Raw genomic sequence first — 17,198 nt, 5'->3', positions numbered from 1 at the left:
TTATGACTTTTTGAGGCAAGCAGCACGCTGATATTACCAGTGTTTGTTTTACCAAAAGTTATCCTAAAAAAGCACACTTTTCAGAGACAGCTCTTAGCAGTTCGCGCTATTTTAACAGAAAACCAGCCCGTTACTATTGTCATATAAAAGCTCGTCAAGGATTTTGCGATTTTGTGTATGACGACTGCCCATATCAGCGATAGATTTGCTATACTCAGCCCCAGCATCCGAAGGGACAATTATCGTAAAAATCATATGAAAATCCTCTTCATTTTCTCCTACATTTATCATCTATTGGGTCCTTAAGTTTTTATGTCAGACAATCGCAAAACATCACCATTCAACCCCAATCACGCGATAGATCCGTTGGCCGCTAAATCAAATACGACCGTTGCCTATACGGATGGTGCTTGCAAAGGCAATCCTGGTGCTGGTGGCTGGGGGGCGCATCTTATTTTTAGTGACGGGCGCACCCAGGATTTGTATGATGGTGATAAAGAGACGACCAATAACCGTATGGAGTTGATGGGTGCGATACAAGCGTTGACGCACAGCCCGCTTGAGCAAAATCTTGAGATTTGGACTGATTCGAGTTATGTCAAAAAAGGCATCACTGAATGGATTGAAGGTTGGAAAAAAAGAGGCTGGAAAACAGCCAGTAAGAAGCCTGTTGCCAATCAAGACCTTTGGCAGCAACTGGATGCATTGACTCAAAAGCGTGATGTTGATTGGCACTGGGTTAAGGGTCATGCTGGTCATGCTGGCAACGAAAAAGCAGACGAATTGGCAAATCTGGGCGTGACCTCCAGTAGCGAGGATTTATCAACAGTACCTGCTCAAGATACATCTAAAAAAAAAGCTCAGATAACGATTGATAGAGCGTCTACTGTCTCTAGCAATGACTGGTTAAGTTTTGATCCTCTCGGTCTTGATGAAGAGGATGATGAGTTTGAGGAAGAGTTACTAGACAGTCATAACAATAACCATCATGACCATAACATGATGAATAAAGACGCTATAATAGAAACAGATCGTTATCAAGACCATGCGACCAAGCAGAGTCATGCAGCCGAACAGAGCCATGCGACCAAACCAATGAGTAATACAGCTATGCCAGAAGCCCACGCATCAATGACAGGTACAATCGAAGACAGTCATTCACCCGATATGACGGACGAGGTTGTAAAGTTCGATGGTGATACTAGCCGTGCCAATCCGCACTTTAGGCCACTATTACCTGAACCAAAATACCGTCATGAATCTGATCGCCAGCTGATTATGGATACCGAGACCACAGGACTTGATGCGCTCAAAGGTGACCGTATCATTGAAGTCGGTATTGTTGAGATGGTCGGACGCAAATTTACGGGCGAAAAACTACACGTCTACATCAATCCGCAGCGCGGCATGGATGAGGAAGTTATTCGCATTCACGGTATTTCTGAAGCGTTTTTAGCTGACAAACCAACATTCGATCAAGTCGCAAAATCTTTATATGACTTTATGGACGGCGCAGAAATCATCGCTCATAATGCATCATTTGATATGAACTTCTTAAATATGGAGTTTGCCAAAGTCGGTTTGAACGACTTTGCTGAACGGGTACAGGTGACTGACTCGCTGGCTATGGCAAAACAGCAATACCCGGGTCAAAAAAACACTCTAGATGCATTAGTAAGACGCCTAGACGTTGGTAAGCAAGATCGTACCTTCCACGGGGCATTGCTTGACTCAGAGATTTTAGCCGAAGTATATTTGGCGATGACAGGTGGACAAGTCACACTTGCCATTGAAGAAGACACGCAAACTGACGGCGGTCAAACTGCCCATGCAAATTTTGCCAATCTAGCCGCTTTATTACTAGAATCGACCACAGATGAGAATGCCAACCAACAGTGGTATGCTTCGCTCTCAGAGGATTATCCTGAGCTTAAAGCCAATATGTAAGCATTATCCATGTTGTTAGTTGTCAGCTAATCATTGGTTGTGCAGTGAATAGCCAGTTATATAATTTTTACCATACCATTTGTACAGTATCGTCTTGATTATTATAGTAAAAGTTAAAACAGCACTCATATTTACCTTGTAGCATTATTCAACCTATCGCCATTCTCATCAGTACGTTATGGAAAAACACCTATGAACCAGTCTGCGCAAATGAAGTTAACTGCCCCCACACTTAGTGTTACTGATTTCAACCTACCCTCACTACATTTGCTACATGATGAGATCATCGTAACGCTTAGAGATACCGAGATTCATCTAAGCGAGTTCAATGATGATGACACTCAGGCGCCTTTGCTATTAGATTCTATTACGGTATTAAAGCAGCTGTCTTACATCTTTAAGCTGATTTCTTTGGTTGGTGCAGAGGCTTTAAATACTGCGATTGTTAACGGGTTACAACGCCTTCATGACAATGGTAACAATAACGATGTTAACTTAATCATGGATTTATCAGAAGCGATTATGACGCTAGATCGCTACGTTGAGTTTGTGCTATTGACAGAGTCGGTAGAGCCAACTTTGTTGCTACCGGTTATTAATAAGCTGAACGCTCATAGTCAACAAACTCCAGTTCCAGACGATTATTTTTCTGCGTTTGGCAGCAGTAGTGTCATCATTGCCAATCCTGAAAAAAACTTCCAACCACTAAAAGCGCTTAACCTTGATAGCGAGCTTTTAACCTATGCTTATCGTAGTGGTCTTGGCGTCGCTTTGTTCAATCAAGACGGCTATGTTAGTTCAGAAGATCAACAAAAACTTGATGCTATGAGTGCCGCCTGTGCTTTGATCGCGTCAAACACCACCAGCTTATTCTGGCAAGCGGCGTCTGCAGCTGTGACTGATATCGCAACCATCTTGCCACTGAACCTGAGTCAAAAACATACACTCATTTACTTAGAACAGCAGTTTCAAAGTTACTTACCGGTGATGGATAAGCGTTTTGCTGATTTGGTCAGTTTTGCATGTCAGCGTGACAATGCAGCAGCGCAACAACTGCGTGAACAGTATGCCAATAATCGGTTAGAGGGTGCTCAGATTGAGCAAATGAAGCGCTTCTTGTTCGGTCCTAATCGCGCCTTGACCGACACTTTGAATACCATTATCCAAACCCAAATCAATTCGATTAAAGAACAGGTAGACAGCTACGCGCGCGGTGATTCAATCCACCCAGCTGACATGCTGACCGCCCAGATTATCGAAGAGCTTATTACATTAAGCTCAGCACTACACTTACTTGGTCTATCAAGTGCCGCCAATAGCCTCAGCACAGCTGCTGATGCCGTTCAACATTGGCGCGCGCCTTCACCTGATGATTTTGATCACTTACTATTGGCATTGATGCATGCAGAAAACGCCACTATCGCAATGGCAGAAATGCACACACCTGGCGCCATTTATTTGCCACTGAACAATCCTCATATCTCATTGCATCAGCTAAATACGGCCAATGACACCTTGATACAAGAAAGTCGTACCGCTATCGCCAGTGCCGAACAAGCCATCAATGACTATTTGGCAGAGCCTGAGCGAGACATGCTCAATATTCAGAACATACCTGAGATGATGCGCCAAGTCTCAGGAGCTGTGCGCTTCTTACAATTACCGACGCCTGCCAGTATGCTGAGCCAATTGGCTAACTATATTGAGCAGCGTATCGCAAGCGGACAACGTATAGAAGACGATACGCTTGCCTGTATTGCAGATGTGATCATGGCTGTCGATTATCATTTAGATGGTTTTGAGCACAATCGTCCTGTTAGTAAGCAGGCGCTCGATATAGGCCAGCAAAGCTTGAGTCACTTGCTCGCGGCTTAATCGTAATGCGGCTTCGCCCTTATGACAGTTAGTTTGTGATCTTTTTTTTCTGCCATCGTTGTTAATTTATTTATCTCACTTTAAACAAGTTTGTGTGTTACGCACTACAAACTTGTTTTCGCCGTTTTGGAATGTTGTATATGACCCATGCTTTTGTGTTTCGTGATGACACCGTCCTATGTCGTCAAACGCCTAATGGCTGGTGGCCATTGCAGGTTCAATTACCACAGTCCATCTCAAACTCAGACAATAGTGAGTATCGACCAGCTTATCAGCTTGGTCATGTCACGCTAGTTGACAGCCTAGCGCCGAGTTATTGGGTATCTGACAGTCTTTTTGATGATTCGGTAGAAGCGGAGCAAGAGGTTATCGATACCTTTACAGCTAAGGCTACCAGCGCCATTACTGATGACTATGCTATCGCACACAATATCGCCTTACCTACCATCTCTGAAAATAGCGATCACGCTTTTTTGCCTTATAGACAGCTGATCACTCAGTTGCCGATCGCTTTATCTACGCAGATCAGCCAAGCCATACAATTACTGCGTTGGCAAACAGACACACAGTTTTGTAGTCGCTGCGCGGCACCTGTCACTGCTGCCAAAACAGATGAGCGCGCCATGGTCTGCCCTGTGTGTCAATTACGCCAGTATCCTCGTGTTCAGCCGTGTGTCATCACTGCCATCACGCGTCCCAATCCACAGACAGGAGAGATGCAAATTCTGCTGGCTCAACATCGACGGCATGGGGTACAAAAATTACCAGCAATGTACGGCTTGATTGCAGGTTTTGTCGAGGTGGGTGAAAGTCTGGAGCATGCCGTAGTCCGTGAAGTCGCAGAAGAGGTCAATATCAGCGTGACCGACCTACGCTACGTGAGTAGCCAGCCTTGGCCTTTTCCTTCTAATTTGATGCTTGGTTTTAGAGCGTCTTATGCAGGGGGTGATATTGTCATTCAAGAAGAGGAGCTGACGCATGCTGATTTTTTTGATCTCTCAAACCTACCTAAAATTCCTTTTAAAGGCAGTATAGCTTACGAGTTGATTGCACAAATCGCGCAGGAACAAGGCGTTGTGTTGTCTGCATAAATCATATTAAGCTCGCAGCTTTATGGCGAATCAAATGCGGTTAGTCAAACGCTGATATTGCCAGCTAAACATTTTGGGTATCAATAAACCCGCAATCACAATGGCCATACCTACTAACTGTAAAGCCGTAACCTGCTGACCATAAGCAAATGCAGTGAGCGCAGCAAAAACTGGCACAAAATTAAAGAATAAAGAGGCATTGGTAGCGCCAAGTTGCTTCACCCCCGAAATCCACAAAAGATAGCCGCCAACGGTGCCAAAGACGCCAATAAATATCAAGTCGCCAAACACCCCTTTACTGATAGCAAAGCTCTCTTGCAATGGATGTACCTCTGTACTAAACATCACCATTAGCGAGATCATGCCAAGACCTGACAACATACCGACCAAGGTGTAAGGAATCATTGGCATCCAGCGACTAATGCCTTGGGTTAGATAGGTATAGAGACTCCAACACAACATGCCAAAAAATATCATTTGATCGCCATGATTTGGCTCAAAACTGAGTAAGCTTGTAATCGTACCATTTGTGAGAACCAACAACACCCCAGACAAACATACTACAAGGCTAAATAATGCACCAAGCGTGGGGAATTTGCGCTGAGCCACTGAGCCCATCAAAGATGTCATTAGCGGACTAAGTGCCATAATTAACGCGCCGTTACTGGCATTGGTCTGAGCCAAACCGGTGAATAAGCCGAGGTTTAATCCGCCCACCCCCATCAAAGACACACCAATTACCCATCCCCACTGCTTTGCTGTCATACTTGGCAGAGGTATGTGCTTGTATTTGATATATATGAACAGACAAACCGCTGCTATGCTAAAACGCCACATGACTAAAGTAAATGCATTCACTTCTGCTAGCGCATGTTTGCCCACAGGAAAGCTTGCACCCCAAAAAAACGTACACAGTAAAAGCAGCAGTACAGCATTGGTATTTTTCGAACGCATCATTTAACTTCCAAAAAACTTGTGAAAACATAGACATCAGTATAGATATCTTAGATATAGTAAAAATAGGTAATACAATAGGTTCGCCCTACAACTGAGACAGTGAGTGCTGCTGGAATGTCTCTGACACAGATGTTTTCAGACCCTAAATATGTTAATCTTTCACTACGTGAGCATGTATTATCAAAATACGCATGCCAATCTCCCCGCTTACGGATTATAAGCCAAATAGCCAGTAATGACCGATGTTAAGGCCACTCATTCAATGCCCCAGATCCATACTACCAACCTGATAGAACCAAACGTCGATAAGCCCGTTAATTTGACACGTTTGACTGATTTGCCTATTTTATTTGATAGCTTAGCTGTACAGACACTAGATATTGAGATACAGGATAAAATTGCACGTATTGATGCCTGTTTACCGCAAACACAGTGCGGTCTTTGTGAGCATCCTGACGGCTGTTTGCCATATGCAGCGGCTATCGTGTTAGACGATGAACCCTATAATAAATGCGTACCCGGTGGCCAGCCTGTCACTAACGCTATCGCTCAAATTCTTTATCCTGATGACCATAATGTAGTGCTTAAAGCGGCTCCCTCTCAGTGGCCGATAAATGTTAGCTCAGCGCGTCCTACCGAGGTACGCGCGGTCATTCGTGAAGATGACTGTATTGGTTGTACCAAATGTATCCCTGCCTGCCCAGTGGACGCTATTGTCGGTACTGGCAAGCACATGCACACCATTTTTACTGACTTGTGCACGGGCTGCGAGCTGTGTATCGCACCCTGTCCTGTAGATTGTATCGACTTGATTACGATAGAGCGTGAGCTTTCTGTATCTGAGCGAGCCGCTGAGGAAGAAGATTTAAGACTGCGTTATCATACTCATTTAAGACGAGTAACCGAGCAGCTCGCTGACAGCAGCAACAGTAGGCCTGTGGTCAGTATGGTGGAGGCAAAGTTGAATAATGCGGCCAGTCAATCGTTAAACATCAGTGAAGCCCAAGCAAAAAACACCATCGCTGCTGCTAAGCTGCGCACCAAAATTAAAAAGCTAGAGAAACAGCTAAGTGTTCGTGCCAATGAGCAAAAGCAGGCCGAGCTTGAAGCATTACAAGCCGAGCTTTTACAGCTATAATTATTTGATAGTTGTTTGTGAAAAACTTGATAGCCACCTGATATAACTATTCCATAGCCAATTGATAAACTCTGCTCTCGATTGCCTCACTATAAGACAATCGATATACGACTTTGAATCATCAATCGCCAAATAAACAGTAAAAACATCATGAGTAAAACCGTCAAGCACAAAACAGCTGATACACCACCATCGAGAAGAATGCCCAATCGTGATGTCCGTCCGTTCTTTGAAAAACTGGCAGAGACGATTAAGGAGCCTGTCACGGAACTCAATTACGCCAGTAATTTTGAGTTACTGATTGCGGTGATACTATCGGCACAGGCAACAGATGTTAGCGTCAACATTGCCACTCAGCAGCTATACCCCGTAGCAAATACGCCTGAGACAATATTGGCGCTTGGTGAAGAGGGATTAAAATCTTATATCAAAAATATTGGCTTATATAATGCCAAAGCCAAAAACGTCATCAAGACCTGTCGTGATTTGATTGAGAAGTTTGATAGCACTGTCCCTGACAATCGCAAAGACTTAGAATCATTAGCAGGGGTTGGGCGCAAAACGGCCAATGTGGTCTTAAATACCGCTTTTGGTCAGCCAACCATGGCGGTCGATACGCATATCTTTCGGGTGGGCAACCGCACAGGTCTCGCTACTGGCAAAAACGTATTAATCGTTGAAGAAAAGCTGATCGAACGTATCCCAGACGACTTCATCGTTGATGCACATCATTACCTTATTTTGCACGGCCGCTATACCTGTCAGGCACGCACACCCAAATGTGGCGCTTGCCCTGTCTATACCGAATGTATGTTTAAGGATAAAGCGGCGTTTTTAGAATTATAACCACTTTAAAATTAAGGAAGCCAAATGCATACGCTTACCGCCCTATTATTTGACGACTTTGAAACCTTAGATCTATTCGGTCCTATCGAGATGTTTGGCCGCTTGCCTGACCATTATCGTATGCAGTTTGCCTCAATGACCGGTAGTATTACCAGCAGTAAACATGGTGTCGCTATGCAAACCATCGCTGTAGCAGAACTAGAGCATCCGACGGATATTTTATTGATTGTTGGTGGTATGGGCACTCGAAAGCAGGTTAATAATGATTTGTTTTTGCAAACGCTTGCGACGCTTGCTGATCAGGCTGATTGGGTACTTAGCGTCTGTACTGGTAGCGCCTTGTTGGCTAAGAGCGGCGTGTTGGATGGTAAGCGAGCAACGTCTAATAAACTCGCTTGGCAATGGGTAATTTCTCAATCCAATCAGGTGAACTGGGTAGAGCAAGCACGCTGGGTAGTCGATGATAAGTTTTATACGTCCTCAGGCGTGAGTGCCGGTATGGATATGGCGCTTGGCTTTATTGCTGACAGACATGGCGTAGATGTGGCACGTCAAATTGCTAACCATACTGAATACCGCTGGCAAGAGGATAGCGAAATTGATGACTTTTACCACGCTTAATCCAAAACCAGTTACCTCATAACACCATCCATCGCTAGAGTTTTACCTCGATACACGGTAAAATATGCTAATTTTTTGATTCGTTTTAGTCTTTTATTTTTATATACATTTAATAATGACTGAGTACATTAACTACAGTCCCTGCAATTAAGCGATCTTATTATGCGTGAATACAACTTATTTACCTCAGAATCTGTGAGCGAAGGCCATCCTGATAAAATGGCTGACCAAATATCAGACGCTATCCTTGATGCGATCTTACGTGAAGACTTGCATGCACGTGTGGCATGCGAGACTTTGGTTAAAACGGGTGCGGTGATATTAGCAGGTGAAGTAACCACGACGGCAAATATCGATGTTGAGCGTATTGTTCGTGATACAGTGAACGGCATTGGTTACCACCATTCTGATTTAGGTTTTGATGGCGAGACTTGTGCAGTGATTAACATGCTCGGCAAACAATCTCCTGAAATTGCCCAAGGTGTCGATCGCAGCGACCCTGAAGAGCAAGGTGCAGGCGACCAAGGCCTGATGTTTGGTTATGCCAGCAATGAAACTGATGTATTAATGCCCGCACCTGTTGAATTTGCTCATCGCCTGATGGAGCGTCAGTCAGAGTTGCGCCGTTCAGGCGAGCTGCCTTGGTTGCGTCCAGATGCCAAAGCACAAGTAACCTTAAAATATGAAGGAAACAGACCGGCTGCGATTGATGCCGTCGTCTTGTCAACGCAGCATGACCCGAGCATATCGCAGACAGATCTGCAAGAAGCAGTCATGGAATCTATCATCAAGCAAGTGCTACCAGCTGAGCTATTACACGCGGGCACTCGTTATCACATCAATCCAACAGGCAAATTTGTCATCGGCGGACCAGTTGGTGATGCAGGATTGACAGGTCGTAAGATCATCGTTGATACTTATGGTGGTATGGCGCGTCATGGTGGCGGTGCCTTTAGTGGTAAAGATCCATCAAAAGTCGACCGTAGCGCCGCTTATGCTGTGCGTTATGTCGCAAAAAACATCGTAGCTGCAGGACTTGCTGAACGCTGTGAAATACAAGTCAGCTATGCGATCGGTGTTGCTGAACCAACTTCTATCTCTGTCAATACTTTTGGTACCAATAAAATCAGCAACGATGAAATCATTCGTCTGATTCGTGCCCATTTTGATTTACGTCCTTACGGTATCACCCGTATGCTGAATTTATTGCAGCCAATGTATCAGCAGACTGCTACCTTTGGTCATTTTGGTCGTATAGGGTCAGAGACTGCCTTTACATGGGAAAAAACAGACAAAGCTGAGATCTTAAAAGCAGACGCTGGTCTATAAAAGCAATTTTTTATACCTTTTATAAACCGTTTTTCTATATTCAAAATCCCCTACACTTATTAGGAGCCGCTTATGTCTCAAGACAATATCCAAGAGAACGACATGCAAGACAACAATGTTGATACAAGCATTGAAATTACCCCTGAAATGCAGGCATTTTATCAACGTGCTGATGCCATCATCGGTATCGCTAACAGTCAATTGGGCCCAGAAGCACACTCAGGACAAGTAGGCGCTTCTTTATTGTATGCAGCCGCTCGTTATAGCGCATCAGTCGCTTCTATCGGCTTTATCAAAGGCGATGATTTTGCCAAAGAAAAAGACGATATCGTCGAGTTCTATGTCAAACAGTATCGTCAAATGCTAAGCGACAACTTGACGGATTATGCACAGAATTTTGACAAATACGTGCAAATCAATAAAGACGAGAAGTCAGCTGAATAAGGTTTTCTTGCTCACTTGATGCTGTAAAACCTAGACAATATTTTGATATTCGCAAAACCCAAGCCCTATAATGAGCTTGGGTTTTTTATGGGCCACACTCTAAATTCTGATGAGATAAATTTACTTTAAAAATGATATTTTATAGATGGACAGCTACAAATACGCTACTATAAATAAGAAAACCAATTATCGCTAACAGGGAATCACAACTCTCACTTATAGGGACATATTTTTATGATCAAGTTTTTTAAATCCTCACTAATTGGCCTGACTCTGACCATGGCATTGGCAAGCTGTAGTTACTTACCAAGTCCGGCAATGCCTGAGACCACTCCTACCCAGCCAGCCAAAACCACCAATCCGCTACTTAAAGGCAACCTTACTCAATGTCCGCCTACTACCTCTAAGCCTGGAGATACCATGTGTACCATGCAGTATGATCCTGTGTGCGTAAAAACTAAGGTTGGTTCAGTGATTAGCTACCGTACGGCAGGCAATGCTTGCTCTGCTTGCAACATGCCTGAGGCAATAGGCTATGTGAAAGGCGAATGCAAATAACAGACATGTTCAAGCTGCTCAACCATAGTTAATGAGCTTCACCTGTTAAAAAAGTCCGATATCAATAAAAAAATCCTAAGACAGTTATGTGTCTTAGGATTTTTTGTGAGTCGTACTTTATGGATATTTATTTTAAGTAAACCGTCTAGTCTTACTTAGTCCCCTTTAGTAATCTTAGGTGGTCCTTTTAACAAATGCTCATCGGTAAAAGTATTGGCCGAGTTGTGTTCTGCCGACTCTTCAGTGATAAAGTACTGCTGCGCTCGATAAAGTATCAATCGATCTCTACCTAAACCACGGAGCAACGCATACATCATTAAAAATATAACCAAAGCAAACGGTAAGCCAGCTACGATAGCAGCAGCCTGTAAGGCTTCTAACCCACCTGCTGCCAACAATATGGCAGCAATTAACCCTTCCATTATGGCCCAAAATAAACGCTGAATCTTAGGTGGGTTGGTATCACCACCAGCGGTCAGCATATCAATCACAAAACTTGCTGAATCTGATGAAGTAACAAACCATAAGACAATCATAACAACAATAAGCAAGGTAATGGGTTTTGCAAACGGATAGTATTCAACCAGCTTAAAAATAGCGCTACCCAAATCTGCTTGTACCGCCTCTACCAGTCCCGGATTGACAAGGGCGGGATCAAGCGCCGCTAGCAGTTCCATATGTATGGCCACACCGCCAAAAGTTGTGAACCAGAAAAATAAAATCACCATTGGAATCAGTAGTACACCCAATACAAACTCGCGGATAGTACGACCACGGCTAATACGCGCAATGAATATCCCTACAAATGGGGCCCAGCTCACCCACCATGCCCAATAAAACATTGTCCAACTGCTTTGCCAATCTGTATTGCTATAAGCCTCACCCCATGTTGAAAGCGGTATCAAAGCGACTACATAGTTTCCGATGTTTTCTATAAAACTATCAAAAATAAATAAGGTTGGTCCCAAAACGACCATGAAGGCCAAAAGCAAGCCCGTAAAACCCATATTGATGTCACTTAAACGCTTGATACCTTTATCAAGACCAAGCATTAATGACCCACACGCAAGCGCAGTCACAAAACCAATAATAACGAACTGTACTACCAAGGAATTTGGAATCCCAAATAAATTCTCTAGGCCGGAGTTGATTTGCATGACGCCCAAACCTAAAGAAGTCACCACCCCAAACATCGTACCGAACACCGCTAAGATATCAACCGTATGACCCCAGCGACCGTATATCTTTTCGCCCAATATAGGGTATAACGTTGAGCGAATCGAAAGCGGCAGCCCTCGACGGAAATGGAAGTAGGCCAAGGAAAGGGCCACGATGGTATAAACCGCCCAAGCATGTAAACCCCAATGCAAAAATGAGATGCTCATGGCTTGTTTAGCAGCTTCTATGGTCTCAGCTTCACCAAGTGGTGGTGCCATAAAGTGATATAGAGGTTCAGCAGTGCCCCAATATACCAGTCCAATACCGATACCTGCTGAAAACAACATACCAATCCATGAGAACAGACTGTACTCTGGTCGTTCTGTTTGCTGACCGAGACGAATGTCACCATAACGGCTCGCCGCTAGATAAATACAAAATATCAGCGCCACGTTCATTAGAATAACGAACATCCAGCCAAATTTATCGGTAATAAAGCTTTGTAAAAAGCTAAATAGGGCTCCTGCCGTTTCAGTAAAGAAAGCACCGAAGATAATAAAACCAACGATAAGTAACGCCGAAGTAATAAACACAGGTTTGCTAACCCGGGGGAAAGGGCCCAATCTGCCAACTTTTACATGATCCATTATTTGTTAGCCTCAATTTTTAGAAGGGTCACCTTAACAAGGTAACTCAAAATTATCAAATCTAATTCAAATACTTACAGGTGTGGCGCTGATAGAAAGACCCTAGAACTATATTTTGTTTGCTTTTCTAGTATTGCAAAAATTAAGCAAATTGGGTAGCAACATCTACGCCAATTTGCCCATTAATGTACTTATAATTTTTTACAATGATCAGTTAGACAAAGTAAAACAAACCGATTGTTATTTCGGTAATAGCTGTAATAGTTTGCTATCACTCTCATCCTCTAATACCCATACTTGACCATCTACTGCTAATACACTACGAATGCGCTCACCCATGTCATAGCGATAACGCTCGGAAGCAGTATCATTGTCAGTACTTACAACGACAAGTGCTTTCGATGATAGACCGCCAATTAAGAAATCTCCTTCCCACGCTGGAAAATCATTATGAGTACCGCTGGAGTAAATAGTCATTGATGAAGGAGATATGACAGGTGTCCATGTGATCTTAGGTTCTTCAAACTCAGGCCGAGTATCGTGGTCAGGAATGGGAGCACCAGAGTAATCGCTACCGTTAGAAACGAGCGGCCAACCATAATTTTTGCCTTTTTCAATTAGGTTAAATTCGTCACCGTTTTTTGGACCCATCTCATTTACCCATAACTTACCCTTTTTATCAAACGCCATACCAAGTACGTTACGATTTCCCATTGTCCAAAATTGAGATGCAATCTTATTGCTGTTATTTACAAATGGGTTGTCTTTTGGCACTGAACCATCAGCGTTTAATCTAATGATTTTACCCAAATTCATGCTCATATCTTGTGCAGGATCTTTTTTCTGACGTTCTCCTGAACTGATATACAAATACTGTCCATCAGGTGAAAAAAGCAGGCGATGGCTATAATGTCCTTGACCAGTCACTTTTGGTACTTGTTGCCAAATTGGGGTAATGCCTTGTAAGCTTGGCGTGCTAGTGTTCATCCCTGACAATTTCGCTTTGATTACTTTAGCACCAAATTTGTTACTGTCACTGCCAGTCCCCGCTTCTGCATAGCTAATATAGACGTTATTGGACGTGGCAAAATCTGGTGCAAGGGTAATGTCTCCCAGCCCGCCTTGACCACCATAAGCCACATTAGGTATACCTGTCACAGCGGTCTTGGCACCTGTTGCCGTATCAACAATAAACAACTCGCCCGTCTTTTGTGTCACAAGAAATTTTGGGGCCTTATTGTTCATCTTAGGTAGTGCAGTCATGGCCCAAGGTTCATCAAAAGTAGCGACGGTCTTGGTAGTAAATTCAGGTTTGTCAGCATTTGCTGGTGACTTTGTGGCAGAGGTTTTTGGCTCTTTATAGTCTGTATTGGTACTGAGACCCGATTGATTAGAACAAGCCGCCGTACTAAACAGAAGTGCTGATATAATAAGGGGTAAGGTTAACGGTGCGCTCTTATATTTGGTATTGACTGTCGTCATTTGTCCTCTCCATCCATGTTAAGTTAATGTTACTAGAGCTTAAATTATTTTTAGCACAGGAAATGTGTTAAAAAGGTAAAATAATACTAAATATCAGCGTACCAAACAAAAACCCCTTACCTGCCATTGCAAGTAAGGGGTTTTTTATAAAATTATTATTTATTACTAGCTCACTCTAAGCTTGTCAAACACCAGCTTATCATCTGCACCGACATCAACTTTTATGATATCGCCAGCGACAAAATCACCTGCCAGCAGCTTCAATGATAATGGATTTTCAATCTCCTGCTGAATAGCACGTTTTAGAGGACGTGCACCATAAACAGGATCATATCCAACCGCCACCAGTTTATTCATGGCATCCACTGACAGTTCGATATCCATCTCACGCTCATGTAAGCGCTTGCGTAAGCGATCCAACTGAATGGACGCAATGCCTGACATCTGCGACATACCAAGCGGATGGAAGACCACAATCTCATCAATCCGGTTGACAAACTCAGGGCGGAAATGCTGCCCAACAGACTCCATGACCTCAGCCTTGATATCATCATAGCTTTCACCGACCATCTCTTGAATTTTATGCGAACCCAAGTTGCTGGTCATGATGATAACCGTATTTTTAAAGTCAACCACCCGGCCTTGCGAATCGGTCAAACGTCCGTCATCCAATACTTGCAATAGTATGTTGAAAACATCAGGATGCGCTTTTTCAACCTCATCAAACAAAATCACACTGTAAGGTTTGCGGCGTACGGCTTCCGTTAATGCGCCGCCCTCTTCATAACCGACATAACCTGGAGGCGCACCCACCAAACGACTAACACTGTGCTTCTCCATGTACTCACTCATGTCGATACGTACGATCGCATCTTCACTATCGAACAAGAAGTTTGCCAGTGATTTGGTCAGCTCCGTTTTACCCACACCCGTTGGCCCTAAAAATAAGAATGAGCCTGAAGGACGGTTCGGATCAGACAAACCAGCACGACTACGGCGCACCGCATTTGCCACCGCTTCGACCGCTTCATCTTGACCGATGACGCGCTCATGGAGTTTTTCTTCCATCGCTAGCATTTTGTCACGCTCACCTTGCATCATTTTACTGACTGGAATACCTGTCGCTGCGGCAACCACTTCAGCAATTTCATTGTCTGTGACTTTATTGCGAAGTAGTTTGACAGTACTGCCTTCGCCTGTTTGCTCTTTTTGCTCAGCCAAGTCAGACTCAGTGATGCGACGCTCTAATTGCGGAATGGTCTCATACTGTAGCTTACTCATGGTTTCATAATCGCCTTCGCGACTGGCTTTGTCATAAGCAATACGGGCTTTATCCAGTTCGTCTTTTAACTGCTGACTGCCTTTAACCAAGGCTTTTTCTGCTTGCCAAATCTCATTGAGATCGGCGTATTCTTTTTCTAGCTCTTCAATTTGTGAATCCAGTACCTTACGCTCGGCTTGCGCACCAGCATCTTCTTCATTTTTTAGCACTTCGCGCTGCATTTTTAGCTGAATCAAACGACTGTCGAGCTTACCTAAAGATTCAGGCTTACTGTCCATCTCCATACGCAACCGACTGGCCGCCTCATCGATTAAGTCAATCGCTTTGTCCGGTAGCTTACGATCGGTAATATAGCGGTGACTCATGCGAGCGGCCGCAATAATCGCGCTGTCCTGAATATCAACCCCGTGATGCAACTCATAACGCTCTTTGAGACCACGCAATATCGCAATGGTGTCTTCTACCGTTGGCTCATCGACCAGCACTTTTTGGAAACGACGCTCAAGCGCCGCGTCTTTTTCGATATACTGGCGATATTCATCCAATGTGGTGGCACCAACGCAATGCAACTCACCGCGCGCAAGAGCAGGCTTTAACATATTGCCCGCATCCATCGCCCCTTCCGACTTACCGGCACCGACCATGGTGTGCAGCTCATCGATAAATAAAATGACGTTACCTTCTTGCTTTGCCAAGTCACTCAAAACGCTTTTAAGACGCTCTTCAAACTCACCGCGGAATTTTGCACCCGCAATCAGTGCTCCTAAGTCCAATGACAGCACTTCTTTCCGGCGTAAACCTTCTGGTACGTCACCATTGATGATCTTTTGTGCTAAGCCTTCGACAATTGCAGTTTTACCAACACCTGGCTCACCGATCAACACTGGGTTGTTTTTGGTACGACGTGAGAGCACTTGAATGGTACGGCGAATCTCTTCGTCACGACCGATCACGGGATCAAGTTTGCCAAGCTCCGCCTGCTCAGTCAGGTTAATCGTATATTTGTTTAGAGCATCACGTTGGTCTTCAGCATTTTGATTGTTGACCGTCTCATCGCCGCGCAATTGCTCAATGACTGCTTTTAACTTGCTTGCTGTCACGCCAGCACTTTCAAATATTTTCTTGGTTTCGCCTTGCTCAGCGAGTGCCAACATCACCCATTCAGTTGCAATAAAGTCATCGCCTTCTTTTTGTGCTTGGCGATCCGCTAAATTTAAGATTTTGACTGAGTTTGGGTTTAGATTGACGTCACCTGTTGGTTCTGAAATCGTTGCTTGATTGTTTAACGCCTTTGCCACGCCATTCTTTAACGCAGGGATAGAGGCACCCGCTTGTTGGCAAATAGACAAGTTGGATTCATCTTGTAGCAATACAGCCAACAGATGCACAGGATCAATGCCAGTATGATCACGTCCTAACGCTAGGCTCTGTGCTTCTTGAATCGCCGATTGCAGTTTTTGGGTAAATTTTTCGAACCTCATGATTGTGTCCTTTTATAATTAGTATTTATTAGTCAGTTGATATAAAACAAGATACCGAAATATGGTATTTACTACCAATTTTATCGAGTATCTATCACTGTTAGTTATTATTTATATAGGGTATAGCCTGCAAGATTTCAACTCAGATAAATGAGTGTCAACCAAAAATGATGACTTGTTGGTAATTAGCATAAAAGTTAGATTTTCATGAAGTAAAAAAACCTTACTAACTTTGATGATATCATCATCAAACCTTAATAGGTACATTAAGAATGTATTTCAAGAAAATAAATAAAAAACAGTAAAAATAAAGACTTACATAAAAGGAGAAAACTCAGTAAA

Annotated in this window: 14 protein-coding genes; 9 read left to right on the top strand and 5 right to left on the bottom strand. The window is 43.7% G+C overall.

Annotated features, from left to right (window positions below):
• Positions 1-111 precede the first annotated feature (111 nt).
• Positions 112-291, bottom strand: a complete 180-nt coding sequence (locus tag ACT3TH_RS09165; RefSeq protein ID WP_444755544.1) for a hypothetical protein — start codon at positions 289-291, stop codon at positions 112-114.
• A gap of 21 nt (positions 292-312) precedes the next feature.
• On the opposite strand from ACT3TH_RS09165, the gene dnaQ reads away from it, so the two are divergent.
• From dnaQ to nudC, 3 genes are all read left to right on the top strand, one after another.
• The gene (gene dnaQ / locus ACT3TH_RS09160; protein WP_444755543.1) at positions 313-1,947 is read left to right on the top strand and encodes a DNA polymerase III subunit epsilon; all 1,635 of its coding nucleotides are present in this window, start codon (positions 313-315) and stop codon (positions 1,945-1,947) included.
• Between the two features lie 192 nt (positions 1,948-2,139).
• Complete coding sequence (locus ACT3TH_RS09155) at positions 2,140-3,822, top strand: hypothetical protein (RefSeq protein WP_444755542.1); 1,683 nt, start codon at positions 2,140-2,142, stop codon at positions 3,820-3,822.
• 140 nt (positions 3,823-3,962) lie between these two features.
• On the top strand, positions 3,963-4,913 hold the full coding sequence (gene nudC, locus ACT3TH_RS09150) for an NAD(+) diphosphatase (RefSeq protein ID WP_444755541.1): 951 nt from the start codon (positions 3,963-3,965) through the stop codon (positions 4,911-4,913).
• A gap of 30 nt (positions 4,914-4,943) precedes the next feature.
• Here nudC and ACT3TH_RS09145 read toward each other — a convergent pair whose 3' ends face one another.
• A complete protein-coding gene (locus tag ACT3TH_RS09145; protein ID WP_444755540.1) occupies positions 4,944-5,870 on the bottom strand; it encodes a DMT family transporter in 927 nt (308 codons plus the stop codon).
• A 262-nt stretch (positions 5,871-6,132) separates the two neighbouring features.
• Here ACT3TH_RS09145 and ACT3TH_RS09140 point away from each other — a divergent pair, with 262 nt between their 5' ends.
• The 6 genes from ACT3TH_RS09140 (at position 6,133) to ACT3TH_RS09115 (ending at position 10,806) form a co-directional block, all read left to right on the top strand.
• The gene (locus tag ACT3TH_RS09140) at positions 6,133-7,008 is read left to right on the top strand and encodes an RnfABCDGE type electron transport complex subunit B (protein WP_444755539.1); all 876 of its coding nucleotides are present in this window, start codon (positions 6,133-6,135) and stop codon (positions 7,006-7,008) included.
• A gap of 150 nt (positions 7,009-7,158) precedes the next feature.
• Positions 7,159-7,854, top strand: coding sequence for an endonuclease III (gene nth / locus ACT3TH_RS09135; RefSeq protein ID WP_444755538.1), 696 nt, complete (start codon positions 7,159-7,161; stop codon positions 7,852-7,854).
• 24 nt (positions 7,855-7,878) lie between these two features.
• The gene (locus ACT3TH_RS09130; RefSeq protein WP_444755537.1) at positions 7,879-8,475 is read left to right on the top strand and encodes a DJ-1/PfpI family protein; all 597 of its coding nucleotides are present in this window, start codon (positions 7,879-7,881) and stop codon (positions 8,473-8,475) included.
• A gap of 162 nt (positions 8,476-8,637) precedes the next feature.
• Positions 8,638-9,804, top strand: a complete 1,167-nt coding sequence (gene metK / locus ACT3TH_RS09125) for a methionine adenosyltransferase (protein ID WP_444755536.1) — start codon at positions 8,638-8,640, stop codon at positions 9,802-9,804.
• A 72-nt stretch (positions 9,805-9,876) separates the two neighbouring features.
• Positions 9,877-10,248: a DUF3144 domain-containing protein gene (locus ACT3TH_RS09120; protein ID WP_444755535.1), complete on the top strand. Its 372-nt coding sequence runs from the start codon at positions 9,877-9,879 to the stop codon at positions 10,246-10,248.
• Between the two features lie 234 nt (positions 10,249-10,482).
• Complete coding sequence (locus tag ACT3TH_RS09115; protein ID WP_444755534.1) at positions 10,483-10,806, top strand: hypothetical protein; 324 nt, start codon at positions 10,483-10,485, stop codon at positions 10,804-10,806.
• A gap of 155 nt (positions 10,807-10,961) precedes the next feature.
• Here the strand turns inward: ACT3TH_RS09115 and ACT3TH_RS09110 are convergent, their stop codons facing one another.
• The 3 genes from ACT3TH_RS09110 to clpB form a co-directional block, all read right to left on the bottom strand.
• Complete coding sequence (locus ACT3TH_RS09110) at positions 10,962-12,611, bottom strand: BCCT family transporter (RefSeq protein ID WP_444755533.1); 1,650 nt, start codon at positions 12,609-12,611, stop codon at positions 10,962-10,964.
• Positions 12,612-12,851: 240 nt separating this feature from the next.
• Positions 12,852-14,093, bottom strand: a complete 1,242-nt coding sequence (locus tag ACT3TH_RS09105; RefSeq protein ID WP_444755532.1) for a PQQ-dependent sugar dehydrogenase — start codon at positions 14,091-14,093, stop codon at positions 12,852-12,854.
• Between the two features lie 165 nt (positions 14,094-14,258).
• Positions 14,259-16,856, bottom strand: coding sequence for an ATP-dependent chaperone ClpB (gene clpB, locus ACT3TH_RS09100; RefSeq protein ID WP_444755531.1), 2,598 nt, complete (start codon positions 16,854-16,856; stop codon positions 14,259-14,261).
• Positions 16,857-17,198: the final 342 nt, after the last annotated feature.

Origin of the sequence: Psychrobacter sp. AOP22-C1-C5, from assembly GCF_052378885.1 — a bacterium.
In the GTDB taxonomy this organism is placed as follows: Bacteria; Pseudomonadota; Gammaproteobacteria; order Pseudomonadales; family Moraxellaceae; genus Psychrobacter.
The sequence above is the reverse complement of the archived record's forward strand: the minus strand, read 5'-3'. Positions and strand labels throughout refer to the sequence as shown.